The 22,989-nt window shown below is 58.3% G+C and carries 17 protein-coding genes, 2 tRNA genes and 1 pseudogene; 7 read left to right on the top strand and 13 right to left on the bottom strand.

Annotated elements, in window-relative coordinates:
• Positions 1-3 precede the first annotated feature (3 nt).
• Together GM79_RS19550 and GM79_RS19545 are read right to left on the bottom strand one after the other, a co-directional pair.
• Positions 4-1,173: a hypothetical protein gene (locus GM79_RS19550; RefSeq protein ID WP_035567246.1), complete on the bottom strand. Its 1,170-nt coding sequence runs from the start codon at positions 1,171-1,173 to the stop codon at positions 4-6.
• A gap of 196 nt (positions 1,174-1,369) precedes the next feature.
• Positions 1,370-2,959 carry a hypothetical protein gene (locus GM79_RS19545; RefSeq protein WP_035567245.1) on the bottom strand — a complete coding sequence of 530 codons (1,590 nt, stop codon included), beginning with the start codon at positions 2,957-2,959 and terminating at the stop codon, positions 1,370-1,372.
• A gap of 361 nt (positions 2,960-3,320) precedes the next feature.
• On the opposite strand from GM79_RS19545, the gene GM79_RS19540 reads away from it, so the two are divergent.
• Positions 3,321-5,339: an ATP-binding protein gene (locus tag GM79_RS19540; RefSeq protein ID WP_035567244.1), complete on the top strand. Its 2,019-nt coding sequence runs from the start codon at positions 3,321-3,323 to the stop codon at positions 5,337-5,339.
• A 66-nt stretch (positions 5,340-5,405) separates the two neighbouring features.
• Here GM79_RS19540 and GM79_RS25630 read toward each other — a convergent pair whose 3' ends face one another.
• From GM79_RS25630 to GM79_RS19515, 4 genes are all read right to left on the bottom strand, one after another.
• A complete protein-coding gene (locus GM79_RS25630; protein ID WP_161787223.1) occupies positions 5,406-5,543 on the bottom strand; it encodes a hypothetical protein in 138 nt (45 codons plus the stop codon).
• Positions 5,544-6,216: 673 nt separating this feature from the next.
• The gene (locus GM79_RS19530; RefSeq protein WP_072008676.1) at positions 6,217-7,338 is read right to left on the bottom strand and encodes an acyltransferase family protein; all 1,122 of its coding nucleotides are present in this window, start codon (positions 7,336-7,338) and stop codon (positions 6,217-6,219) included.
• A gap of 290 nt (positions 7,339-7,628) precedes the next feature.
• A tRNA-Val gene (locus GM79_RS19520) sits at positions 7,629-7,706 on the bottom strand.
• 60 nt (positions 7,707-7,766) lie between these two features.
• Positions 7,767-7,841 (bottom strand) — tRNA-Val (locus tag GM79_RS19515).
• 252 nt (positions 7,842-8,093) lie between these two features.
• Between GM79_RS19515 and GM79_RS19510 the strand changes: the two genes are divergently transcribed.
• Positions 8,094-8,990 (top strand): TerB family tellurite resistance protein, encoded by an 897-nt coding sequence (locus GM79_RS19510; RefSeq protein ID WP_035567237.1) that lies wholly within the window; start codon positions 8,094-8,096, stop codon positions 8,988-8,990.
• A 240-nt stretch (positions 8,991-9,230) separates the two neighbouring features.
• Here the strand turns inward: GM79_RS19510 and GM79_RS19505 are convergent, their stop codons facing one another.
• Entirely contained in the window at positions 9,231-10,334 is a 1,104-nt protein-coding gene (locus GM79_RS19505) for a mechanosensitive ion channel family protein (protein ID WP_035567236.1), read from the bottom strand.
• A 103-nt stretch (positions 10,335-10,437) separates the two neighbouring features.
• Positions 10,438-11,700 carry an ABC transporter permease gene (locus GM79_RS19500; RefSeq protein WP_035567234.1) on the bottom strand — a complete coding sequence of 421 codons (1,263 nt, stop codon included), beginning with the start codon at positions 11,698-11,700 and terminating at the stop codon, positions 10,438-10,440.
• A gap of 183 nt (positions 11,701-11,883) precedes the next feature.
• Here GM79_RS19500 and queA point away from each other — a divergent pair, with 183 nt between their 5' ends.
• The 3 genes from queA to GM79_RS19485 all read left to right on the top strand — a co-directional run bounded on the left by queA (position 11,884) and on the right by GM79_RS19485 (position 14,625).
• Positions 11,884-12,933, top strand: coding sequence for a tRNA preQ1(34) S-adenosylmethionine ribosyltransferase-isomerase QueA (gene queA, locus GM79_RS19495; RefSeq protein WP_035567233.1), 1,050 nt, complete (start codon positions 11,884-11,886; stop codon positions 12,931-12,933).
• A gap of 109 nt (positions 12,934-13,042) precedes the next feature.
• Positions 13,043-13,759, top strand: coding sequence for a 2-C-methyl-D-erythritol 4-phosphate cytidylyltransferase (locus GM79_RS19490; protein WP_235184124.1), 717 nt, complete (start codon positions 13,043-13,045; stop codon positions 13,757-13,759).
• A gap of 80 nt (positions 13,760-13,839) precedes the next feature.
• Positions 13,840-14,625: an enoyl-CoA hydratase-related protein gene (locus GM79_RS19485; protein ID WP_035567232.1), complete on the top strand. Its 786-nt coding sequence runs from the start codon at positions 13,840-13,842 to the stop codon at positions 14,623-14,625.
• 168 nt (positions 14,626-14,793) lie between these two features.
• Here GM79_RS19485 and GM79_RS19480 read toward each other — a convergent pair whose 3' ends face one another.
• Positions 14,794-15,651, bottom strand: a complete 858-nt coding sequence (locus GM79_RS19480) for a hypothetical protein (RefSeq protein ID WP_035567231.1) — start codon at positions 15,649-15,651, stop codon at positions 14,794-14,796.
• Positions 15,652-15,824: 173 nt separating this feature from the next.
• Here GM79_RS19480 and GM79_RS19475 point away from each other — a divergent pair, with 173 nt between their 5' ends.
• Positions 15,825-16,436 (top strand): DUF4142 domain-containing protein, encoded by a 612-nt coding sequence (locus tag GM79_RS19475; protein WP_081867887.1) that lies wholly within the window; start codon positions 15,825-15,827, stop codon positions 16,434-16,436.
• Between the two features lie 91 nt (positions 16,437-16,527).
• Here GM79_RS19475 and uvrA read toward each other — a convergent pair whose 3' ends face one another.
• The gene (uvrA, locus tag GM79_RS19470; protein ID WP_235184123.1) at positions 16,528-19,566 is read right to left on the bottom strand and encodes an excinuclease ABC subunit UvrA; all 3,039 of its coding nucleotides are present in this window, start codon (positions 19,564-19,566) and stop codon (positions 16,528-16,530) included.
• Positions 19,567-19,823: 257 nt separating this feature from the next.
• Here uvrA and GM79_RS19465 point away from each other — a divergent pair, with 257 nt between their 5' ends.
• Complete coding sequence (locus tag GM79_RS19465; RefSeq protein ID WP_051719092.1) at positions 19,824-20,315, top strand: hypothetical protein; 492 nt, start codon at positions 19,824-19,826, stop codon at positions 20,313-20,315.
• Positions 20,316-20,545: 230 nt separating this feature from the next.
• Here GM79_RS19465 and GM79_RS26190 read toward each other — a convergent pair.
• From GM79_RS26190 to GM79_RS19450, 3 genes and pseudogenes are all read right to left on the bottom strand, one after another.
• Positions 20,546-21,145 (bottom strand): annotated as a pseudogene (locus tag GM79_RS26190) (IS630 family transposase).
• 95 nt (positions 21,146-21,240) lie between these two features.
• On the bottom strand, positions 21,241-21,708 hold the full coding sequence (locus GM79_RS19455) for a helix-turn-helix domain-containing protein (RefSeq protein WP_081867884.1): 468 nt from the start codon (positions 21,706-21,708) through the stop codon (positions 21,241-21,243).
• An 84-nt stretch (positions 21,709-21,792) separates the two neighbouring features.
• Positions 21,793-22,905 (bottom strand): IS4 family transposase, encoded by a 1,113-nt coding sequence (locus GM79_RS19450; RefSeq protein WP_035560846.1) that lies wholly within the window; start codon positions 22,903-22,905, stop codon positions 21,793-21,795.
• Between the last annotated feature and the right edge of the window lie 84 nt (positions 22,906-22,989).

Here is a 22,989-nt window from a genome sequence, read left to right as displayed (position 1 = left end):
ATTTCACCTGATTATCGGCATCCGCTCGAACGGCCGCTCGCGGTCGAACTGGTAGCGGTAGGTGGCGTGGGTTTTCACGATGCTGGCCCCAATGGAGCGCGTCGTAACCAGCATGCGCGGGTTGAAGTCGCCAATCCAGTTCATTTCAATGTCGGCGTAGCCCGCGTCGATGAAGGCTTGGCGGGCGTACACCAGCATGGCCGCGTCCACGCCCTTGCCCTGGTACTCGGGCACCACGCCGTAGATGATGCCGAACAGGCGTTTGTCGGAGCGCTGCATGAAGCGCCACTGCTGCCACACGAAACGCAGCTTGCCCCACAGGTTCAGGCGCCGCCCTACGTGCCGAAAAATCTGGTTTAGCTCGGGCAGGCTGATGAAGAAAGCCACCGGCTCGGTGCCATGGTAGGCGAACCAGAGCAGCCGCTCATCTACCACCGGCTTCATCTCGCGCACGATGTCGCGGGCCTGCGCCAGGGTCATCAGCTTCACGCCGGTGTGCTTGGCCCAGGCCAGGTTGTACACGTGGTGAAAGTCCTGCGCCAGCTTTTCGGCATCGGCCTTGTGGGCGTGCGCAAAGCGGAATTCGGCGGCGCTGGCCTCGGCTTTTTTGGCGAAACTTGGGTGCAGGGGCGCGGCCGTAGTGCGGTAGCAGGTATACTGCTTGAAGTAAAGCTGAAATCCGTACTGCTCGAACAGTGCCTGATAATACGGCGGGTGCCAGAACATGCCGTAGTTGGGCGCGCGGTCGAAACCGTCAATCAGCAGGCCCCAAAACCGGTCCCGCTCGCCAAAGTTGATGGGGCCGTCCATGGCCTGCATGCCACGGGCGGCCAGCCACTTCCGGCCCGCATCGAGCAGCTGGTTGGCGGCCGACTGGTCGTCGATGCACTCAAAAAAGCCCAGGCCGCCGGTGGGCAAATCCGAGTTTTGCACGTCCACCGCGTCGCGGTTCAGGAAGGCGGCTACCCGGCCGATGACCGTGCCCGCAGCATCCGTCAGCACCCAGCGGGCGGCCTCGCCGTTGGTAAATCGAGGGTTTTTGGCGGGGTCGAATACCACTTCCACCTCGTTTTCAAGCGGGTTGATGTACTGCGGCACCGCGCCGTGCAAGCGGGCGGGCAGGGTAATAAACTGCCGCGCCAGGCGGGCATCCGTAACTTCAAGCAGCGGCATAACAAGGGAGCAAAAACGGGGCTTCGGCAACGAAGCAAAAAGGCTTATCAGGCCACAAAGAAACACCCAATTGGAAGGGTTCCCCCGTTGACAGATTGAATTAAAAATCAAAAATGAACAATTAAAGGTTTGACAACCACATTTTTAATTGTTCATTTTTAATTTTTAATTCCTGCCGGAACGCCATGCCGGGCGCTCAGGGCCGCCGCAGCACCGAAAGAATGGCCGCGCCGCCCGCCCGAATGGTGTACACCGGCCGGCCCATGCTAGCCGGGTACGGGCCGGGGTGCCAGCGGTAGATGGTGAAATAGTACGCGGCCTCGGCGGGCGGCACAAGGCGCAGCCGGGCGCGGTCGGCGGGGGGCAGCATTTTCAGGTTGATGAGCAGCGTGAGGGCCGTGCGCTCGTCCATGGCGATGGGCAGTACCGGGCGCGGGTCGTGGGCCAGCACCCATTCCAGCCCCTGCCTCGTGGAAAGGCCCCAGTAGTCGCGCTCGAAATTCCGCTCAATGGCCGGACCCGGCAGAAAGCTGAAATAGGTGTACTGGTAGGGATGCTCGGCCACCAGACGCCACGCGGTACGGGCCGTACCCACCGCCACCAGCACCAGCCCCACCCGCGCCGCCGGCCTCAACCAAACCAACTGTTTCGGCCCCGGCTGCCCGCCCACCGCGGCCCGCCACAAGGCCCGCAGGCCCCGCACGGCCAGCAGCACGAAAGCCGGGTAAATGAAATAGAGGTGACGCCAGCCGTCGTAAATGGGAGAGCGAAGCAGAATGATGCCCAACAGCGGCCCAAAAAACCAGGCCAGCAGCAGCAAGTCGTGCCGGGCGCCGGCCCGCCGCAGCCAGCGCCGGACGCCAATTGCGCGCACGCCACCCACCACCCCGGCCGCGCCCAACCCAAAAAGCAAGGTGTAGGGCACCGGCGTGGTAATGAGCAGCCACACCGGCGCATAATGCCAGGGCAACGCCTGAATGGCCACAAAATCGCCCCAATAAAAAACCTCCAACGGCTTGGCGTACTGGCTGAAGCTGTGCAGCGCGGCCAGGAAATTGCCCACCGGATTCTCCCACAAATACGGCCAGCCCAGCACCACCCCGGCCGCCAGCACCGGCAGGTACAAACCCAGCGCGCCAGCCAACCCGCGCCGCCGCGCCGGCCGGTACCCCAGCTCCAACGCCCCGAAGCCCAGCGTGAGCAGCGGTACCAACACGCCCATGGTGCGCACGTCGATGGCGGCGGCGCTGGCCACCGCGTGCAGCAGCGCCCGCCCGGCCGTAGGCCGCCGCAGCAACTGGCGCAGCGTGAGCATAGCCAGCGCAAACAAACTCAGAAAAACAACGTCCTTGTAGTTATAAAACGCCTCGGCGAAAATGCGCGGCGAGAGCACCAGCAGCCCCGCCCCCACCAGGCCCCAACGCCAATTGCCCAGCCGCCCGGCACCTAGCCGAAACACCGCCCAGGTACCCGCCACGAACAGCAAAAACCCCAGCAAATGCCGCCGATACGCCCATTCCGCCGGGTCCGGGCCGGGCCACAGGGCCTCCAGCACCACCAGCGGCAGCATAAACAGCACGCCGTGGTCAGCGTCGCGGTGCTGGCGCAGGTCGGGAATGTCGGCCAGGCGGGGCTGGTTTTGAGCAAAGCGGGGCGCTAATTTCAGGGCTACGTACTTGGCACTCACGAAGGCGTTGAGGCGGTCGGCGGGCTCGTCCCAACCCATGCCGTAGTCGCGGTGTAGGGCCACGCCCAGCAGGACCAGCAACCCAAAAAATACGCCCATCCAACGGTGGGAAACAGTAAGGAAGCAGGAAGTGTGGAAAAACACAGCAAAAAGATAACATAATAACGCTGCAAAGATGCTGCGGCCCCGCGCCAAAACGACAAGCTTATAAGCAGCCTTTCCCTGCTCCTGAATAATATCTCTATATTGTTACTCCTAACATTTATAACAGCACGCCATCGCAGCCAGCAGTTGCACCTTCACAGCGCAAAGAGAATACGCTGAGCTTATCGGCCTGCATAATTACGCCCACAGGACTTCTATTCTTCTTTGCACGCGGTTTGGAATACCCACGAGCTAAAGCCGGTACCCTTTTGCTTACAATAGGGCATCGATTTGGAATTTTCTGCTTTATGCTGCTATGAAACAACTTATTCTGCTTCTTATGTGGTGGGGAAGCACGGCGGCCGCAGCCCCCTTTTCGTACCAGGACATTCGCACCGACAGCCTCAAAAAGCTCCTCATTACTGCGCCGCTGGACTCGAACCGGGTGATGATGCTCACCCAGCTGGCCTATGAGTATACCCAAACCGACCCGCTCTTCACCATTTCCTACGGCCGGCAGGCACTGCAGCTGGCGCAGCAGCTCCGGTTTAAATCGGGCGAAGGCTGGGCACTGGTTCGGCTGGGTTCCGGGTTCCGGGAAGCCGGCAACTACCCCGCCGCACTCCAAATGGGCCAGCAAGGCTTAGTGATTGCCGAGGAACTGCACGATGCAAAAATGACGGCCCGTGCCCTCAATGCCCTGGGCTACCTCTACTGGGAGCAGGGCAACAGTCGGCCGGCCCTGGCCTATTTTTTTCGGGCCAAAGCCGTGGCCGAAAAAACCCAAAATATAGCCCTCTTAACCAGGGTGATGGGCAATATCGGCAACGTCTACGTTCAGCTCAACCGCCTCGATTCGGCACTGATTTACTCGCAGCGCGGCTACGCCCTGGACCTGAGCCAGCACGACCTGACCAGCGAAGTGGGCGACGCGGCCATGCTGGGTAATATTTATGCCGGGCTGGGCAACTATACGATGGCCAGCCGCTACTACCGCAGCAGTATCCGTCGGGCTACCGGCCAGCGCTTCACCTTCGCCCTGTGCCGGGCCTACCTCGGGCAGGCGCGTATGCTGGAGCAGCAGGCAGCGGCAGTGACGGATTCGGTTCTGTATTTTGGCCAGCAGGCACTGGCGGCGGGCCAGCTGGGGCAGTACCCCAAGGGCATTCTGCAGGCCAGCCAGTTTCTGGCGGCGGCCCACGCAGCCCGCCGCGATACCGCGGCCGCGTTTCGCTACCTCACCCTGGCCAGCACCACCCGCGACAGCTTGTTCAGCCGCACCAAAATGGCCCAGATTCAGGCTCTGGACGTGAGCGAGCGGCTGCGGCAGCAGGAAACCGCCGACCGCGAAAATGCCGCCGCCAGTGAGCGCCGCTACTACTGGCTGCTGGCGGTGCTGGCCAGCACCGTGCCCGCGCTGCTGCTGCTCTGGCGCAACAACCGCCACAAGCAGCAAGCCAACCGGCAGCTCAACGCCCGAAACGCGGAAATTGCCTCTCAGCGCGACACCCTGAGCAATACTATCACGCAGTTGCACGCAACCCAGGCCCAACTGGTGCAAAGCGAGAAAATGGCTTTTCTGGGTGAGCTCACGGCGGGCATCGCCCACGAGCTACAAAACCCACTGGCATTCGTAAAAAACTTTGCCGAGGTAAGCACCGTGCTGGTCGACGACATGGGCGAAGACGGCATGCGGCCGCGGCCCCGCGACCCCAATCGCGACCTGCTGCTGGCCGGCCTCAAGCAGAACCTGCGGGAAATCAGCGAGCACGGCCAGCGCGCCACCACCATCATTGCCGACATGCTGGCGCGCTCGCGCCACGGCAGCGCGCCACACGTCCCCACCGACATCAACAGCTTGGTAGACGAGTACCTGCGACTGGCCTACCAGGGCCTGCGCGCCAAGCATCCCTCCTTTCACGCCGCCCGCGTCAAGCACCTGGAGGCGGGCCTCTGCCAGGTTCCGACCGTGGCCGCCGACCTGGGCCGGGTGCTGCTCAACCTGTTTACCAATGCTTTTTATGCCGTGCAGCAGCGCCAGATGCTAGCCGATGAAAGCTACGTGGCAGAGGTGCGCGTTACGACCCGGCAGTTGGCGTCGAAACATATCGAAATCCGGATTTACGACAATGGCCTAGGCATTCCGGCCGAGGTAATAGACAAGATATTTCAGCCTTTTTTCACCACCAAACCCGCCCACGAGGGCACAGGACTGGGCCTCTCCATCTCGCACGACATCGTAACCCAAAGCCACGGCGGCACCCTCACCGTCGATTCGCGGGAGGGTGCGGGCACTGAATTCATCATTTGTCTTCCCTGCCCCCCGGCGTTGTAATGGAAGAGCTGCGAGGCCATTAATCGTAGCGCCCCGCACGAGCAGCGGCGCGCCGGCGGCCTTGACTTACCAGTTGGCGTACCGGAACTGGCCGTTGGGAAGCAGAACGTAGTACAGGACCAGGACGATAAGTCCAACGTACCAGAATCCGGTGAGAATGCCGGCAACTTTTACCCCCGTGTAGCGGGTCAGGAAAGCATACATGAGCAGCTAGATTAAACGCTGAAAGATGGCTGATACGGCGTTCCAGCAAGGCTCATGAATGAGAATGCAACTGAAGCAGTAAAAATGCAGCGTCACGAGTACCCCGCCCCAGTAGGACACGCGGGACGTGGGCAAAGCCGCTTGCTGATTGTTCTTCCGCTTGCTGTACCGACCCCACAGAATAATACCCAGGCCCTGCACCGCCCTCCAAACCAGGTACACAGGCCCAGCACGAGCATGGAGGCTGCAGTGGCCTTGGTCGCACAAGTCGTCATTGTCAGCAAAGAGGAATACCAAGCTGTTTTGATTATATGACCGCAACCTGTACCGCGACCACAACAAAGTCGAACGCTTTTTCAGTTGCCTCAAGCAATTTAGCCGGCTGGCCACGCGCTATGAGAAAACGGCATGCTGTTTCCTCGCAATGACCTATTTCGTTTCTGCACTCTTGTGGCTTCGATAATTATCCCTATAACTTTCAAAGGATAGGCGTGTGTCCCCTCTTTCATGGATGAACCGGCCAGCAGACCGAGAGCTTGTAAATCCGGAGATACTACAGTATTGAAGTTAGATAAAGCAGTAATTTACAGAGCCTGATTTGCAGTAAAACGGCAAATTAAAATAGGCTTCCTGTTGTACCTAATTACCCTCTTTGAAGGTCCCGCAGAAGAACTTATAACAGCTTTCTGGATTTCAGAAACGACATCATCCTAGTGGCCATGGGCTTTTCGATCCAAACATTCAGCCAATAGCTACCCACGACAAAGAAAACAGTCATAACTATCAGCAAAATATATTTATTGATGTAAATACCCACGCTGATATTTTGTAAGATAATGTAGCCGATATAGGCGTGGACCAGATACAAGGGGTAAGTAATTACGCCCGCTTTAGCGATGGTTTTTCCGCCTTTCATTTGTAGCTTTTTTAGAGATATAAGCAGAAAAACCCCAAGAATCAGCGTTACCACGGCTGCAATTACTATCGGAGAATGCGTGGTGAAAGGTGATTTTTTAGAAACAGCCAGCCATATGCAGAGCAGGTAAGTTATGGCCAAACCCAACCCATACCAGAGTTTGAAGCCTTTTTTGTGAATCAGATAAAATAGAATGCCGGCAATGAAGTAAGGAGAATAATGCGGGAAAAAGAAGAAATTAGCGTAGGCTACAACCGCGTTGGAAATATGGTATTTTCCAGCAAGCAACAAAAGAGTGGAGATAACAATCCAAGTCCCGGCAAAGACGTCAATATGCCGAAACCGGTTAGTTAGCAACAGCAAATAGATTAGGAAATAAAACTGTAGCTCATAAGCCAGGGTCCAATACACCCCATCAATATTGTCAACATCGAAAAACTCCTGAAACATGGTCATATTCAGGCCATATTGAAACAGTGTCGGCGCGACGAAATTGGATGCGGCTACAATGATGATAACAGTCGTTAAAGTACAAGCCACCCAATACATTGGATAAAGGCGAACGATACGCGAGAGTACAAATTTCTTCGCCGTAGCATTTTCAGCAGACAGGGATATTAAGAATCCACTTACTACGAAAAAGAGCTCTACGCCCAAATAGCCATACCGGGTAATGAAATCAATTTCGGAAAATTGAATAGGAGATTTTCCGTTTTTGAAGCCATTGTAGGAGTAATGAAATAGCACCACGGCAAGGGCTGCAATAAAGCGAACGACATCAAGCTCGTAAAACCGAACTTTGCCTGGAGTTGGGATTTCGCTTTTGCGCTCGCCATCTGCCGGTAAAGCAGGCAGAACAGGTGGGTTTTCAGTACGCATTTGGGAGCACGAGTAGGACTAGAATCAGATGGGGCGGAATTAAATAATCAACTTTCTGACTAAGCAAATCTTGTTCAAAGGTAAGAAGTAGTGCCCAAGTCTGAAGTAGCATGGCCTACCAGACAGGCGCAAACCAATGCAGCAAAAGCGCTCAGTTGCTCTCTGGGCGGGCGAGCAGTCCCTCCCCGAGCCCACCAACAATGAACCTAAGCAACATCCTAGCCAGGGATGTAGAAGCGGCTGAAAAGCAGACAGCCGCCCCGCGATGAAGCGAAGCGGCTGTATTGAAGTGGTGGGAAGTAAAGGATTCGAACCTTCGACCTCTGCCGTGTGAAAGCAGCGCTCTAAACCAACTGAGCTAACCTCCCAAGAGGTGTTGAAAATAAAACAGTCACTTAGTATTGCTGCTAAGTGACTGTTTTTCAGTGTGGGGGATACTGGGTTCGAACCAGTGACCCTCTGCTTGTAAGGCAGATGCTCTGAACCAGCTGAGCTAATCCCCCGTGGGTGTTTCCGTTTGGGATTGCAAAGATGGGAGGTGTTTTCGGAAGCGCCAAATAATTTTCACTTTTTGTTCCCCTCGATAGTGGAATCAGATGCCTGATTCTGCAGCAACAATTTCATTTTCAGGGAGAGAAAAAATCTTAGCCCTACTCAAAAAACAATCCCCAGCACTCAGCGGACGGCAAGCAACGTATTCTGATGTCCTGCGTTAAGCACGACACGTCCCTTTTCTAATTTTCTTTCCCTTTCTCATGGAAACCACCCTTCTCCAGAATTATTCCGAAGCTGAAAAAACCGCCTACCTGAGCGCTATTGCCAGTTTGGCCAGTGCCGACCGCCAAGCTTCGGGCGCTGAAATCGAGTTTTTGCAGGCTTTAGCTCAACAGGCCGGCCTTTCGGGCGGCTCCACGCAACAGGTGCTGGCTGCCGCCCAGGACGCTTCCAACCAGAGCATTCAGCAAAGCCTTGACTTGCTCAAAAACAGCGACTTGCGCTTCTCCCTGGTTACCGACCTTATCAGCTTTGCCCGGGCCGATGGCTCGTACGCCAACGATGAGGAAGCCATGATTACCAAAATGTCGCAGTACCTGGGCATCAATTCTCAGCAGCAGCAAACCCTGGAAACCGTGGTAGACCAGGCTGAAACCGTGGCGCACAACCCCGAAGACCCGGCCAAACAGAGCTTTTTTGGCGGCCTTGGCGATAAACTCTCCAGCGTTGGCATTCCCAAACAGGCGCTCATGGCCGGCTTGCTGGGCGTGGTGGCGCCCATGGTTATCTCCCGCGTGATGGGCGGCAACCGCAACCAAAGCGGCGGCGGCGGCCTGATGGATAGCATGGGCGGCGGCGGCAGCCTGGGCGGCCTGCTCGGGGGGGCTTCCCAAAGTGGTTTGGGCGGCTTGCTCGGTGGCCTGCTGGGCGGCGGCATGCTGGGCGGCCTGATGGGCGGCGGAAACTCCTCGGCTGGCATGCCCCAGCAGGGCTCGGGCATTGGCAGCGGTGGCCTGGGCTCGATGATGTCGATTCTTGGGGGCCTGGGCGGCCGGCCCAACTCGCAGCCGGCCAACGCCGGTGGCGGCGGCCTGGGCAGCCTGCTGGGCGGCGGGGGCATGGGTTCGCTGCTGGGTGGCCTGCTGGGCGGCCGCTAACGGTAGGTTCGGATTCTACTGTTGGTGCTGAACAATTTGTATCAAAAAACGGCAACCCGATGGGTTGCCGTTTTTCTTTTTGGCTATGCCAGTTAAGCGCCGCAAGCTGCTACGGGGGCGCCCACGAAATGCCAAGCACCGGGCTTAAGCAATTATGCAAACGTAAACGCACGTTGACTGTCTATCAATCAATTGATAATCATAATAAAAGCTTGAGGCTTGCAGCTTATGGCTTACCGCTTAAACGTTGGCTATGCCGGGGGCACCGGCAAAGGAGCCGCCGTGCTGCTCCACCATTTCCACCAGCCGGTAGTTGAGGTCTTCCTTTGCATCGAGGTACTCGTCGTAGCTGGTGGTATCCACGAAATACTGCACGGTTACTTCCTTGCCCATGGGCGTGAGGGCGTTGAATTTCATCTGCACTTCCTGGGTCACCAGCGGGTGGTCCTGCATGGCCTGAATAGAATCGGCAATGATGGCGTGTAGTTGCACACTAGTGGTTTTCTGGTCGAAGGTGAGCGTGAAGCCAACGCGGCGTGAGGTGCGTAGCGAGAGGTTGTCGAGGGGCTTGTCAATCATGCTTTTGTTGGGCACGGTGAGGTAGCTTTTCTCGGCGGTGCGCAGGCGGGTGCTGCGGAAGCCGATTTTTTCCACGGTTCCGTTCACTTCGCCGGCTTTCACCAAATCGCCCACGCCAAAGGGCTGGTCGAGGAAAATGGTGAAGGAGGCAATGAGGTTTTCGAGGCTTTCCTTGGCCGCGAAAGCCACGGCCAGGCCCCCAATGCCCAGGCCGCCCACCAGCGCCGTCACATTCACCCCAAATACGTGGCCCAGCGCCACCAGCACAGCAATCAGAATGACAAATACCTTTAACAAGTCTTTGGCGAAGGGCAAAAACTGGTTGTCGAGCCGGGTAACGCCGGTGGCATCGCGCAGGGCCGCCCGCCGCGAGGTGACCAGCAAAGCAAAGTCGATGATGCGCAGCACCACCAACACCGCCGCCACGATGAAAGCCAGGCTCAGCAGCCGCATCAGCAGCACCTCGTGCCAGGGCAGTTTCAAGGCAGCGGCGCCGGGACCATGCGGGTAGGTGAGCGTAGCGCCGGCCAGTTGCAGCGTCATCACCAGCAGCAGCATCGAGAGCGGATAGATGAGCAAGCCGTGCAGCTCCTCCTCGCTCACGCCGCCCGTGTAGCGCTTGGTGAGGGAGAAAAGCAGCTTGCTGAGCAGGCGCGAAAACACCCGTCGAAATACGCTGCCAACCAGCAGAATGAGTACGGCCACTACGTATTGGCCTACCGTGTTGCCCAGAAATTCGTAGTAAAAGAAAGCAGGTAGCGTCATGGATTATCAGTTGTTAGTTGTCGGTTATTAGTTGTCAGTTGTTGGCACTCACTCAATCAGACAACTGACCCCCGACAACTGACGCCCAACAACGAACGGCTACTTATTTAGCGCGAATGGCAATTACCGGGTCCAGGTTGGCCGCCATCACGGCGGGCACAATGCCGGCAATCACCCCAATTCCCACCGAAATCAGCAGGCCCAGAATAATGCGGGACGCCGACATGGCCAGCGGCAACGCGTCCTGCGGAACCAGCGTCACGAGCCACACCAGCAGAATGCCCGCCAGCCCGCCAATGAGGCACAGGCAAACGGCTTCAAACAGAAACTGAAACAGGATAAAGAAATTTTTCGCCCCTAGTGATTTTTGGATGCCGATGATATTGGTCCGTTCGCGCACCGACACGAACATGATATTGGCAATACCGAAGCCACCCACCAGAATGGCAAACGAGCCGATGACGCCCCCCACAACGCCGATAACGCTAAAGAGCTGGGAGATTTGGCTGGCAATCATTTCCGGTCGGTTCAGGGCGAAATTATCTTCCTGCCGGGGCTTGAGGCCGCGAATGTTGCGCATCACGCCCCGCATTTCGTATTCCAGGTCCATCAGGCCTGCGTCTTCCTCGCGGCCCTTTACGCCGATGCGGGGCGAAGGGCCGTCGCCCATACCGGTGACGCCGAGTCCGTACATTTTGACAAATGAGCCGAAGGGCAAAAGCACGTTGGTATCGTTGCTGGGCGTATCGAGCAGCTTTTTACCCTCCTTTTCCATCACCCCGATGATGACAAAGCTCCGCCCGCGCAGCTTAAAGTCGCGGCCCAGCGCTACGCCCTGAGGATACAGGTTTTCGGCAATGGTGGCGCCGATGATGGCCACCGGCCGGGCCGACTCCATCTCCTGATTTGTAAAGTAACGGCCCGTTTCCAGGGGCACGCTGCTCACCACGCGGTAATCGTAGCTCACGCCCTGCACCGCGCAATCCGACATGGAATTGGAGCCGGATTTGAGCGTGTTGCCACCCTTTGCCGCGAAAATGGCGATGCCCCGGTTGTTGCCGCCAAGCTGCTGGCGTAGCTCCTGAAACTCGCGCACCGAGGGCACGGGCCGGTTAAAATACTTCCACCAGGGGTAATCGGGACCGAACGTCCAAGGCCATTTCTCGATATAAATCACCTTGTCGCCCACAAAATTCATGCTGCTGCGAATATTGGCTTCCAGGGAATCGACGATGGTGAAAACGGCGATGATGGAAAAGATACCCACCGTGACGCCCAACAGCGACAAGATGGTGCGCAATAAATTGGATTTGAGGGCATCCCAGGCAAATCGAAAGCTTTCAAAGGTGAGGCGAAGTGCTAGCATGGTGCAGAGAGCGCATGTGAGGGTAAGTATCCGGGGCAAAAGACGGAAAATCAGCGGGAAGTTGCTGAGCGGTAAAGGTCGCACGCAAAGCGACGACAAGGGATAAAATGAATGTTCTGAGAAAAAGCCGTACTTTTGCCTCCCCAAATTTCCTTAAATTCCCCCAAATACTGCCCTATGGCGATGAAATTGCACGAGTTCAAGTTCGAACTCCCCGAAGAACTGGTGGCTCTGCATCCGGCCCGCAACCGCGACGAAAGCCGCCTGATGGTCGTGCACCGCGCAACCGGCCAGATTGAGCACAAAACCTTCAAAGACATTCTGGATTATTTCGCCGAGGGCGACGTAATGGTGATGAATGATACCAAGGTTTTTCCGGCCCGTCTGTACGGTAACAAGGAAAAAACCGGTGCTAAAATCGAAGTTTTTCTGCTCCGCGAGCTGAACAAGGAGCTCCGCCTGTGGGACGTGCTGGTGGACCCGGCCCGCAAAATCCGGGTGGGCAACAAGCTCTATTTCGGTGAGTCGGACATGGTGGCCGAGGTCATCGACAATACTACGTCGCGCGGCCGCACCATTAAGTTTTTGTTCGATGGTACCGACGAGGAGTTCCGCAAAGCGCTCTACGAGCTGGGCGAAACCCCGATTCCGAAAGAAGTTCTCAATCGCGAAACCGAGCCCGCCGACAAAGAGCGCTACCAGACCATTTACGCCGAAAACATCGGCGCGGTGGCCGCGCCTTCGGCCGGCCTGCACTTCACCCGCGAGGTAATGAAGCGCATGGAAATTAAGGGCATCGAGCCCGCATTCGTGACCCTGCACGTGGGCCTGGGCACCTTCCGCACCGTGGATGTGGAAGACCTGACCAAGCACAAGATGGACTCGGAAAACTTTATCGTGACGGCCCCGGCCTGCGAAATCGTGAACAAAGCCCTCGATACCAAGCGCAAAATATGCGCCGTGGGCACCACCACCGTGCGTGCAATGGAAGCGTCGGTATCGGCCAATGCCCGCATGAAGCCCACCCAGGGCTGGATTGACCGGTTCATCTTCCCGCCCCACGATTTCAAAATCGCCAACTGCCTGCTCACCAACTTCCACATGCCGGAGAGCACACTCATCATGCTGGCGGCGGCCTTTGCTGGCTACCCCCTGCTGATGGAGGCGTACAAGGAAGCTATCAAGGAAAAATACCGATTCTTCAGCTACGGCGACGCCATGCTGATTCTCTAGTACTTTATGAAGCCAAAAGCAAAACCCGGTTGCCAACGTGGCAGCCGGGTTTTTGCTTTTGGCCCGGCCTGATTCGCCGCACTTCCACGGGGGCTGATACTTTTGCGCCATGCTGACTCCCCTGAACCGTTCGATGGCCGCATTGCCCCCGCATCCTCCGCGCTTTGCGGTGCTGGTGGCGGGCGGCAGTGGCAGCCGCATGGCCGCCGACCGTCCCAAGCAGTTTCTGCTGCTGGCCGGCGAGCCGGTGCTGCTGCACACCCTGCGCCGTTTTGCCGAGCCCGCGTTGCGCGTGGCGGAAATAGTGGTGGTGCTGCCCGCCGACCAGCTCGATACCTGGGCCGCGCTGTGCGCGCAGCATCAGGTCAGCATTCCGCACACGCTGGTGGCGGGCGGCAACAGCCGCTGGGCATCGGTGAAGGCCGGACTGGCCGCGCTGAAAAATCATTCCGAAGGCCTGGTGGCCGTGCACGATGGCGTGCGGCCGCTGGTGTCGCGCCTGGTAGTGGAGCGCACCTACGTGGCCGCCGCCACGCACGCGGCGGCAGCGGCGGCCGTGATGCCCAAAGACTCGGTGCGGCTGGTGTCGCAGCACGGTTCGGCGGCGCAGAACCGCAGCCGCCTGCGCCTCATGCAGACGCCCCAGACGTTCGAGCTTGACTTGCTGCGCCGCGCCTACGCCATGCCCGAGCTGGCTTCCTTCACCGACGACGCCACCGTGGTGGACGATTTGTGCCGGGTGCAGCTGGTGGACGGCGACTACCGCAACATCAAAATCACCACCCCAGAAGATTTGGTGGTGGCGGAAGCACTGCTGGCGCGCTAGCACATATTTGAGCTTGTGCGTTCTTTGCAGTTCAATCTTCCGCCCTGCACAAGCCCAGGCGTGTGCTACTCCCCTACTCAATGGAATATACCAGCCTGCTTTACGACGTGCGCCCCGATGGCGTGGCCACCATTACCCTGAACCGTCCGGATGTTTTCAACGCCTTCAACGACCCGCTGAGCTACGAGCTGCAGGACGCCCTGAAGCAGGTGGCCCGCGATGCCGCCGTGCGCGCGGTCGTGCTCACCGGCGCGGGCCGGGCCTTTTGCTCCGGCCAGGATTTGAAGGCCGCTCAAGGCGCGGAGAAACGCTCGTTCTACGACTCCCTGCACAAACGCTACAATCCCATTATTCGGGCCATGCGGGCGCTGCCCAAGCCGATAATTGGCCGCATCAACGGCGTGGCGGCGGGAGCGGGCTGCTCCCTGGCGCTGGCTTGCGATGCCCTGGTGGCCAGCACCGATGCTTCGCTGATTGAAGTTTTCATCAACATCGGGCTGGTGCCGGATTCGGGGTCTTCGTGGTTTTTACCCCGGTTGGTAGGCACGCTCAAAGCCTTCGAGCTGTGCAGCCTGGGCACCAAAGTACCCGCCGAAGAAGCCTTGCGCCTCGGCCTGGTGAACCAGGTGGTGGCTCCCGAACAGCTGGACGAGGCCACCTACGCGCTGGCCGCCCGCTACGCCGCCGCGCCCACCAAATCCATTGGCCTGCTTAAGCAAATGCTGAACAAAGCCGGCGCGGCCACGCTCGACGAAATGCTGGATTACGAAGCCCATTGCCAGCAAATCGCCGGAGAAACCGAGGATTATTTTGAGGGTGTAAAGGCATTCAGCGAGAAGCGCAAACCTGTTTTTAAAGGCGCTTAAGCGGTAAGCTACAAGCCGCAAGCTTTTATTCTGATTGTTAATTGGGCGCCCATTCACGGCGCATTTACTTTTGAACAACTGCTTAGCCCCGGTAAAAGCAATGCCCTCCCGAAATCGGGAGGGCATTGCTTTTACCTGACAATTATATTTTACGCCGCCGCCGCAAACTTAGCGTAGCGTGATGGTGCGGGTACGCTTGCCGTTGATGGTAACCGAGGCAATATTGTCGCACACGCCGGCACCCGTTGGGTCGTAGTTCAGCAGCAAGGTATTGTCCTTGGAATTTTCAATTTTGACGGTGCCCGACACGAAATGCCGGAAACAGCCCGCAGTGAAGCGTTTGATGAGCGGCTGGCCGATGGTGGCCGTGTAGTCCACGCCCCGGCGGTTGGTGCCGCTGGCCGTGCCCGTGATGCTGTACTCATCATCGGCCAACTGGGGCGTGCCGAAGCCGGCTGTGCGGGTAAACACCCGCCGGGCCGTCCAGGAATGAGTGCCGCCGCCGTTGGCCAGAATGATGCTCGCGCTGGGTATATTCAGGCTAAAGGAACCGTTGCCCAGGTCCGTGAAAATGCGGGTGGCGGTGTGCTGGTTATCGTTCACGAAGTAATCGACGCGGGTAACGATGGCCCCGGAGTGCCGACGCAGGTTTGGGCCAGTGAACACAACCACAATTTTGCCGCGGCGGTAGCGCCCGTCGGGGCACAGGCAATTGGTGGGGCCGAAGTCGATGACCAGGGTGCGGGTTTCGGCGGTGTAAGTGCGCGTGGCACAGGTACCGAACAGGCGGCCCATTTCGGCGGCGCCGGCCACGGCGGGGCTGCCGGTTACGCTTTCATCCTGGGGCTGGGCGGCCGTGAGCAGGTCGCTGCTCAGCGCGGTTTCTTCGTCGCTGCTGCCGTGGTCTTCGGCCGAAACAACATCATCGGGGGCCACCTGGTCGGCGTCGCGCTGGCAGCCGGTGGTGAGCAACAGCCCGCTGGCGAGGCAGGCAAAAGCGAGGGCGCGAAGAGAAACGGTACGCATAATGAACGAAAAAAAGGTGAAGTAAATAACGTTTGTGTTCGGTTGGAAGCGGGGAAGCCGCGTGGGTTTAAAGCCCCAACCAAAAATATCTGTGCGGCTCCTCAGGAACCCGCTTCCAACGCCATCGTATAGGGTTGCAACTATACCGCAAGCCTTCCATCAGCTCCTTTATTATGTCCCTTCCCCTGCTGCCATCAGCCACTGTGCGCCGAATATTTTTTTGCCTTGTCGTGGCGTTGCCACCGCTATCAGGGTGTTCGTCGGGGAGTAGCGGCAACGACGCCGTAGATGCGGCCAATGCGGAAAACCGGGATAAAATCAGTGCTGCCGACGTCACCGAGAAACAGGAAGCCGATGCGAACTTCCTGGTGAAAGCTACCAGCAACGCGCTGCTGGCCGTGGAGCTGGGCAAGCTGGCGCAGGCCCGGGCCACCACCCCCACCGTGCGCGCCTACGGCACCCGCCTGGTGCAAAACCGGCTGGAGCTGCTCGGGGCTTTGCGCACGCTGGCCGCCGCCAAGCAGCTGGCTATTCCCTCCGCCCTCGGCGGCGATGAACAAGCCGCTTACCATGAGGTAAGCATTACCAACGGCTCGCAGCTCGACAAAAAAGTAATGGAACTCATCGTCAAAATGCAAAGCCAGGATGAGGACGCTTTCGATGATATGAAGGACGATGCGTACGATGGCGACATCCGGGGCTTCGCGGCCAAGTACCATACGCCCGTGCAGGAAGAGTTGGCCGGGGCCGAAGAAGTGGCCGACGTCATCGAAGACCTGCCGTAGCACTGCTTTAAATGCGCACGTAAAAACGTGCAAAACAGAAGGCCGTCATGCTGCGTTGCGCGCGGCATGACGGCCTTTTTGAGTCTGATTACTATACCTCCGCGTACTTACTGACCTTTAATTCTTCAGCCAAAAAACGGGCGGTGTGACCTTTGTCGGACTTGGCCACCTGCTCGGGGGTGCCCTGGGCCACTATCATGCCGCCGGCCGCGCCGCCTTCGGGACCGATGTCGATGACGTGGTCGGCCACCTTAATCAGGTCGAGGTTGTGCTCGATGATGAGGACGGTGTTGCCCTTGTCGGCCAGCTTCTGGAGTACATCGGCGAGGTGGTTGATATCCTCGAAGTGCAGGCCAGTGGTGGGCTCGTCGAGGATGTAAAACGTCTTGCCAGTGTCCTTTTTGCTGAGCTCGGTGGCGAGCTTCACGCGCTGGGCTTCGCCACCCGAAAGCGTGGTAGCCTGCTGGCCCAAGGTGAGGTAGCCCAGGCCTACATCGTTCAGCGTCTTTATTTTGCGCAGAATGCGGGGCTGGTATTCGAAAAACTCCACGGCTTTCTCCACGGTCATGTCGAGAATATCGGTAATGGACTTGCCTTTGAAGCGCACTTCCAAAGTTTCGCGGTTGTAGCGGCGGCCCTTGCAGGTTTCGCAGGGCACGTGCACATCGGGCAGGAAGTTCATTTCGATGGTGCGGATGCCCGCGCCCTCGCAGGTTTCGCAGCGCCCGCCCTTCACGTTGAAGGAGAAACGGCCGGGACCGTAGCCGCGGATTTTGGCCTCGGCCATCTCGCCAAACAACTGGCGGATTTCAGTGAATACGCCCGTGTAGGTAGCCGGATTTGAGCGCGGCGTGCGGCCAATGGGCGACTGGTCCACCTCAATCACCTTATCCACCAAATCCAAGCCCTCAATGCTGCTGTAGGCCAACGGCTCACGCTTGGCATTGAAAAAATACTGGTTAAGAATAGGATACAACGTGTCGTGAATGAGCGTGCTTTTGCCCGAGCCCGATACGCCAGTCACAGCCACCAGCTTACCCAAGGGCACTTTTAGGGTCACGTTTTTTAGGTTGTTGCCCTTGGCGCCCTTCAGCACCAGCTCCGCGCCTTCGCCCTTGCGCTTCTTCTTGCGCATCTCAATGTGCTTCTGCCCGCTGAGGTACTGCGAGGTGAGCGAGCCGGAATTCAAAATTTCCTGCGGGGTGCCGGAGGCCACAATCTGGCCGCCGTGAATGCCCGCGCCGGGGCCAATGTCCAGCACGTGGTCGGCATGCAGAATCATGTCCTTGTCGTGCTCCACCACAATCACCGAGTTGCCGATGTCGCGCAGGTGCTGCAGGGCTTTAATCAGCCGCTCGTTGTCGCGCTGGTGCAGGCCAATGCTGGGCTCGTCCATGATGTAGAGCACGCCCACGAGCTGGGTGCCAATCTGGGTGGCGAGGCGGATGCGCTGGCTTTCGCCGCCGCTCAGCGTGCGCACCGGGCGGTGCAGGTTCAGGTAGTCGAGGCCCACTTCCAGCAAAAAGCCAATGCGCTTGCGGATTTCCTTCAGCAGCTCGCGAGCAATGACGTTCTGGCGGTCGGTCAGGCGGCTCTCCAGGCCCTCGAACCAGCCGGCCAAGTCGTTCAAATCCATTACCGACAACTCGCCGATGTTCTTGCCATCCATTTTGAAGTGCAGACTCTCCTTTTTAAGGCGGTAGCCGCTGCACTCGGGGCAGGTCTGGGCCTGCGCGTATTGCGCAATCCACTCGCGGATATTGTCCGATTCGGAGTCCATCTGCCGGCGCAGGAAGGGGATAATACCCTCAAAGGCCTCCGTGTACTGGGATTTGCTGTCGTCGGCCTCGTCCTCCGTGATGCCGTGGAGCAGGCGCTTGAGCACATCCTCGGGCAGCTTTTCCAGCGGCGTGTTCAGCGTGGCTTTCTGCTTTTTGAGAATGAGCTGCAGCTGCTGGAAAATCCAGATGTCGCGGTACTCGCCCAGCGGCGCAATGCCGCCCCGGCTAATGCTCAGCTTGCGGTCGGGCATCACGCTGTCTTCCGTGATTTCCTGCACCTCGCCCAGGCCGTTGCAGGTGGGGCAGGCGCCGTAGGGTGAGTTGAAGCTGAACGTATTAGGCGCCGGGTCGTCGTAGGCGATGCCGGTGGTGGGGTCCATCAGAAAGCGCGAGAAGAACTGCGGCTTGTCTTTTTCACCTTTTGCGTCGGGGTCGAGCACCAGCATGGTCCCCTTGCCGTGCACCAGCGCATTCTGCACCGAGCCGCTGAGGCGGAACCGGTCCTCTTCCTTCACCAGCAGCCGGTCAATTACGATTTCGATGTCGTGAATCTTGTAGCGGTCTACCTGCATCTTGGGCGTGATGTCGAGGATTTCGCCATCCACCCGCACCTTGGTGAAGCCCAGCTTGGCAATCTTCTGGAAATCTTCGCGGTAATGGCCCTTGCGGCCCTTCACCACGGGCGCCAGCACCACCAGCTTCTTGCCATCGAAGTAGCGCAGGATGTAGTTGATAATCTGGTCGTCGCTCTGCCGAATCATCTTCTTGCCCGTGGCGTAGCTGAAGGCTTCAGCGGTACGCGCATACAGCAGGCGCAGGAAGTCGTATATCTCGGTGATGGTGCCCACCGTGGAGCGCGGGTTGCGCGAGGTGGTTTTCTGCTCGATGCTGATGACCGGCGACAGGCCCTCAATCTTGTCCACGTCGGGCCGCTCCAGTCCGCCCATAAACGAGCGGGCGTAGGCCGAAAACGTCTCCATATACCGCCGCTGCCCCTCAGCATAAATGGTATCGAAGGCCAGGCTCGACTTACCCGAGCCCGAAATGCCCGTGAACACCACCAACCGGTTGCGCGGAATTTTCACCGACACGTTTTTCAGGTTGTGCTCGCGGGCACCGTACACCTCGATGAACGGGGCTTCGAGGTGCTGGGAGGCGGGGCTATGGCCGTTGAGTTGACCGTGCGTGTGGGCCGTGGTGGGGCCGGCAGCGGGCAGCTCGGTCATGTCGCGCACGGTGGCAGCGGTTTCAGCGGCTTGGGTGGCGACCTTTTTAGTGGGCGCTTTGAGAGCAGCGGCCTTCGCTTTAGGGGCTGAGGCAACCGGGGTAGCAGTGGATTTTTTGGCCATTCAGAAACGCAGCGAATAAGTGCGCGAAGGTACGAAATAGGGAGCCCGAAGGCTAATGAGAACAACTTATTGGCCCGCCATAGTTAGGCGGGCGGAGCGGGGCATCGGTGTGCAACAGCGACGGACGGCAGTTTGTGCCCCCAATAGAAAATGTTATCCCCAAACTACCCCAACAGTTGTTGCGTACCCGTTGCAAGCTAGTTGGCACCGTAGTTGCCAAGCGTCGCCGTACATCACGTTTCGCTCAACCCAATCCCATGAAATTCCTCCTTCAGCCGCTGCGCATTGCCCTGCTGGGCCTATTTGCCCTGGCAGCCACGCCGGCCGCCCACGCCCAGGTCATCATCAATGTGAATCCGCCCAGCTGGGGACCGGCCGTGCCCCAGGGCGCGCAGTATTATTACATCCCCGAAACCAACGGCTTCTACGACGTGCCGGCCCGCCAGTACGTGGTGTCGCGCAATGGCCGGTGGATTCGTACCACCACCCTCACTGGCTACAACACGGCCAATTTCCATCCGGTGGTGGTCGATTACGTGGGCGCGCAGCCCTGGGTGCGCTACCAGGAATATAAAGTGAAATATCCCAAGCACGACGGCCACCCGCACGGCAAGCCTCCCGGCCAAGCTAAGAAGGGATATAAAAAAGGCTACGTAGTGGTACCCGCAAATACCGGCTATTATCAGTACCGTGACCGCAAAAACTACGGCACGCATGGCCATAAGCAGAAGGGCAAGGGCCACAAATAGGCTCCTCTCCTATTTCAAAAGGTCTGTTATTTAGCCTAGACAGGCCTTTTTTGATTTTGGACCCACCAAAAAAAAGACCTGATCTACTGTCCTCAGACATTTTGCTATCGTTTTGCCATTTATTTTTGTACTTAAATGACCTTTTTTTAGTTGCCAAGTAGCTTTTCTACACAGCCTGCCTATTTAGGTTGAAACAGAAGCTTGGTTATAACTTACATAGACTAGTGGTCTTACAGTTTAATTTCGTCACTTACTTTGGTTAATTCAGCGTATCTGTTTTTTAACTTAACGCGGGCCTTTTCGGTGGTGAAGGACCAATTGTCTTTGGTGGCGGCGGCGTTGCGCTTGGCTTGCCAGGCCAGGGCCTCTTGTTCGAGTCGTTGCTGGGTGCCGATACGCTGGTCCAGGCACTGGCGGGAAAGGGCGGCAAATTCGATTTCGGCCATGTTGAGCCAGGAGCCGTGCTTGGGCGTGTAGTGGAATTCGAGGGTGTGGCGCAGGTGGCGGGCCGTTTAGAGGGGCAGGTGTTCGTAAAAGGCCCCGTAGGTGTGGGTGCTGTAGTTGTCTTGCACGAGCTGGATTTTCGCCGCCTCGGGGTAGTGGGTTTGCACGAGCCAGTCCATAAAACGGGCGTAATCGCCCTTGTTTTTGGTCGTCGTCACCTGCACGTGGCGCTGGCCCGTATCGAGATTATAGGCCAGCAGCACGTTGCAGACGCCCTTTCGCACGTACTCCTGGTGTTCTTTTTGGGTCGCCCTGGGCTTGGGCGGCAGCGGCGTGAGCACGTGGTCGAGCAGTTGGCAGGGCCGCTCGTCGAAACACAGGCGCACCACGCCCGCTGCGGCCGGGGCGCTGTAGACGTCGAGCACGTCTTCCAGGTTGGCCAGCTACTCGCCCGTGATGGTGCCGATGCACCACATTTCTTTTAGCCAGGGCTTGAGCTGGCTTTTTTTAACACCTGACGAATCGTTTCCTTGGAAACGGCCGGTCCGTAGTCGAGCGAGACGAGTGTTTCGTTGAGTAGCGAGAGCGTCCAACGGGCCGCGCCGATTGGCAAGTCGCTGCATGCCAGGCTGGTGATACGCGCTTCCAGGGCGGGCGTCACCTTCGGCGGTTGCCCGCTGCGCGGGCGCTCTTCCAGCGCCTGAGCCAGCCCCCCGGCCAGGTAGCGGCCCTTGAGGCGGTAGTACTGGGTGGTGGAAATGCCCACTTCGGCCTGCACGACGGCCGCCCCTTTGCCGCTGCTCATGGCCAGTAGGGCACGGGCGCGGGCGATTTTGCGGCTCTTGTGGGTGCCTTTTTTGACAATCGCCTGCAATTGGGCGGCATCGGCAGGTGGTAGGTTGACGGGTTTGGCGAGGCGGGGCATCAGCAAAAAACAGATGGTGTCCACGCGATACTGTTACAAACGGAATTAAGTTGTCAGACCACTAGGGCGTGAGGACAATAAGAAATCAGCTATATGTTTACTGCCACTCTACCCTACTATTTTAGGGATTTGATAATAAGTAAGTTGCCGAATAAACCAGTCTAGCAGGGCCATGATTTTACGGGCCACCGGCTCTTGTGGCTGGGCGTGGGGCCGCGTGAGCTGGCGCAACAGATTCAGTCCGTAGCGGCTCAGGCTTGTGGCCCGGCAGCCGTGATTTTTGCGTGGAATGGCCTTGATTTTGCCGTGGGCCATCGTGCCCACGCCCAGACATAGCGCGTAGGCCAGGCTGACCAGAGCCACGAGCTTGCGCAGCTTCTGGTGGCAGCATAAGTGGGTGGCTTCCAGGTTAAAGCCGCGTCCTTTCAGGTTCTGAAAGCACTGCTCAATCGTCCAGCGGCTGGCGTAGAGGCCGCCCAGGTTGCGCAAGCCGGGCGCGGCGAAGAGAAACAGAAACTCCGTGTCGGCCAGCCGCTTGACCCAGACCTGTCCCCAGACCCCAGCCACTTGGCAATGCAGAAAATGCCGCTGCTGCCCTACGGCAAGGCCCAGGGCCGTGACGGCCTGCCGTCGGCCACTAGCAAAGGTGATTTGGTGGTGCTTGGGCAGGCGCATTACAAAAGGCAATTTATTCTTCCGTAGCCAGTTAAGCCAGACATGGCCCACAAACTCCCGGTCCCCCACCACCAGCCCGATGCGGTCGCGGCCCAGCACCTGTACGCAGATTTTGAGCAGGGCAATACGGTCGGCCGCACTGGAGTTCCCGCTGCGGTTGTCGAGCAGTTCCCAATAGAGCGGCAGTTGAAAGTCGCCTCGGCCTACGGTCACGAGCAGGATATTGACCTGGCAGCGGCCGAAGTCCCATTCGGTGCGGTCCAGGCACAGGCGCAGTTTGCCCGTGGCGGGCAGCAAGCGCAGCAGCAGGTGGGCCAGCACCAGATAATTCAGGTCCACCTGCCGAAAAAAGTCCTGAATGCGGGTTTCATTCGAAGCGATTTTCACCGCGTCATTCAGGTGCTGGGCTACCTCGCAAAATTGGACGTTGCGGCTTTTGAGCAGGGCGATAACAAACTGGCTGACAAACTTTTGCCGGGACAGATGGGGCACTAGCTGGACGCGACGCAAAAGCGTCGTAATTTTGGCAATGAGGCTTGGCTTCACGGGGCAGGACGGACAATGGTGTGTAGGAACCCCAAAGGTCGGACTGCCCCGTTTTTATGCCCTAAAGTTTAGTAGGGTAGAGTG

Source organism: Hymenobacter sp. IS2118 (assembly GCF_000715495.1).
GTDB lineage: Bacteria > Bacteroidota > Bacteroidia > Cytophagales > Hymenobacteraceae > Hymenobacter.
The sequence above is the reverse complement of the archived record's forward strand: the minus strand, read 5'-3'. Positions and strand labels throughout refer to the sequence as shown.

What these genes read in the sequence shown, in the direction of transcription:
- GM79_RS19550 (WP_035567246.1), bottom strand. Translation starts at nt 1,173, where the DNA reads ATGCCGCTGCTTGAAGTTACGGATGCCCGCCTGGCGCGGCAGTTTATT.
- GM79_RS19545 (WP_035567245.1), bottom strand. Translation starts at nt 2,959, where the DNA reads ATGGGCGTATTTTTTGGGTTGCTGGTCCTGCTGGGCGTGGCCCTACAC.
- GM79_RS19540 (WP_035567244.1), top strand. Translation starts at nt 3,321, where the DNA reads ATGAAACAACTTATTCTGCTTCTTATGTGGTGGGGAAGCACGGCGGCC.
- GM79_RS25630 (WP_161787223.1), bottom strand. Translation starts at nt 5,543, where the DNA reads ATGTATGCTTTCCTGACCCGCTACACGGGGGTAAAAGTTGCCGGCATT.
- GM79_RS19530 (WP_072008676.1), bottom strand. Translation starts at nt 7,338, where the DNA reads ATGCGTACTGAAAACCCACCTGTTCTGCCTGCTTTACCGGCAGATGGC.
- GM79_RS19510 (WP_035567237.1), top strand. Translation starts at nt 8,094, where the DNA reads ATGGAAACCACCCTTCTCCAGAATTATTCCGAAGCTGAAAAAACCGCC.
- GM79_RS19505 (WP_035567236.1), bottom strand. Translation starts at nt 10,334, where the DNA reads ATGACGCTACCTGCTTTCTTTTACTACGAATTTCTGGGCAACACGGTA.
- GM79_RS19500 (WP_035567234.1), bottom strand. Translation starts at nt 11,700, where the DNA reads ATGCTAGCACTTCGCCTCACCTTTGAAAGCTTTCGATTTGCCTGGGAT.
- queA (WP_035567233.1), top strand. Translation starts at nt 11,884, where the DNA reads ATGAAATTGCACGAGTTCAAGTTCGAACTCCCCGAAGAACTGGTGGCT.
- GM79_RS19490 (WP_235184124.1), top strand. Translation starts at nt 13,043, where the DNA reads ATGCTGACTCCCCTGAACCGTTCGATGGCCGCATTGCCCCCGCATCCT.
- GM79_RS19485 (WP_035567232.1), top strand. Translation starts at nt 13,840, where the DNA reads ATGGAATATACCAGCCTGCTTTACGACGTGCGCCCCGATGGCGTGGCC.
- GM79_RS19480 (WP_035567231.1), bottom strand. Translation starts at nt 15,651, where the DNA reads ATGCGTACCGTTTCTCTTCGCGCCCTCGCTTTTGCCTGCCTCGCCAGC.
- GM79_RS19475 (WP_081867887.1), top strand. Translation starts at nt 15,825, where the DNA reads ATGTCCCTTCCCCTGCTGCCATCAGCCACTGTGCGCCGAATATTTTTT.
- uvrA (WP_235184123.1), bottom strand. Translation starts at nt 19,566, where the DNA reads ATGGCCAAAAAATCCACTGCTACCCCGGTTGCCTCAGCCCCTAAAGCG.
- GM79_RS19465 (WP_051719092.1), top strand. Translation starts at nt 19,824, where the DNA reads ATGAAATTCCTCCTTCAGCCGCTGCGCATTGCCCTGCTGGGCCTATTT.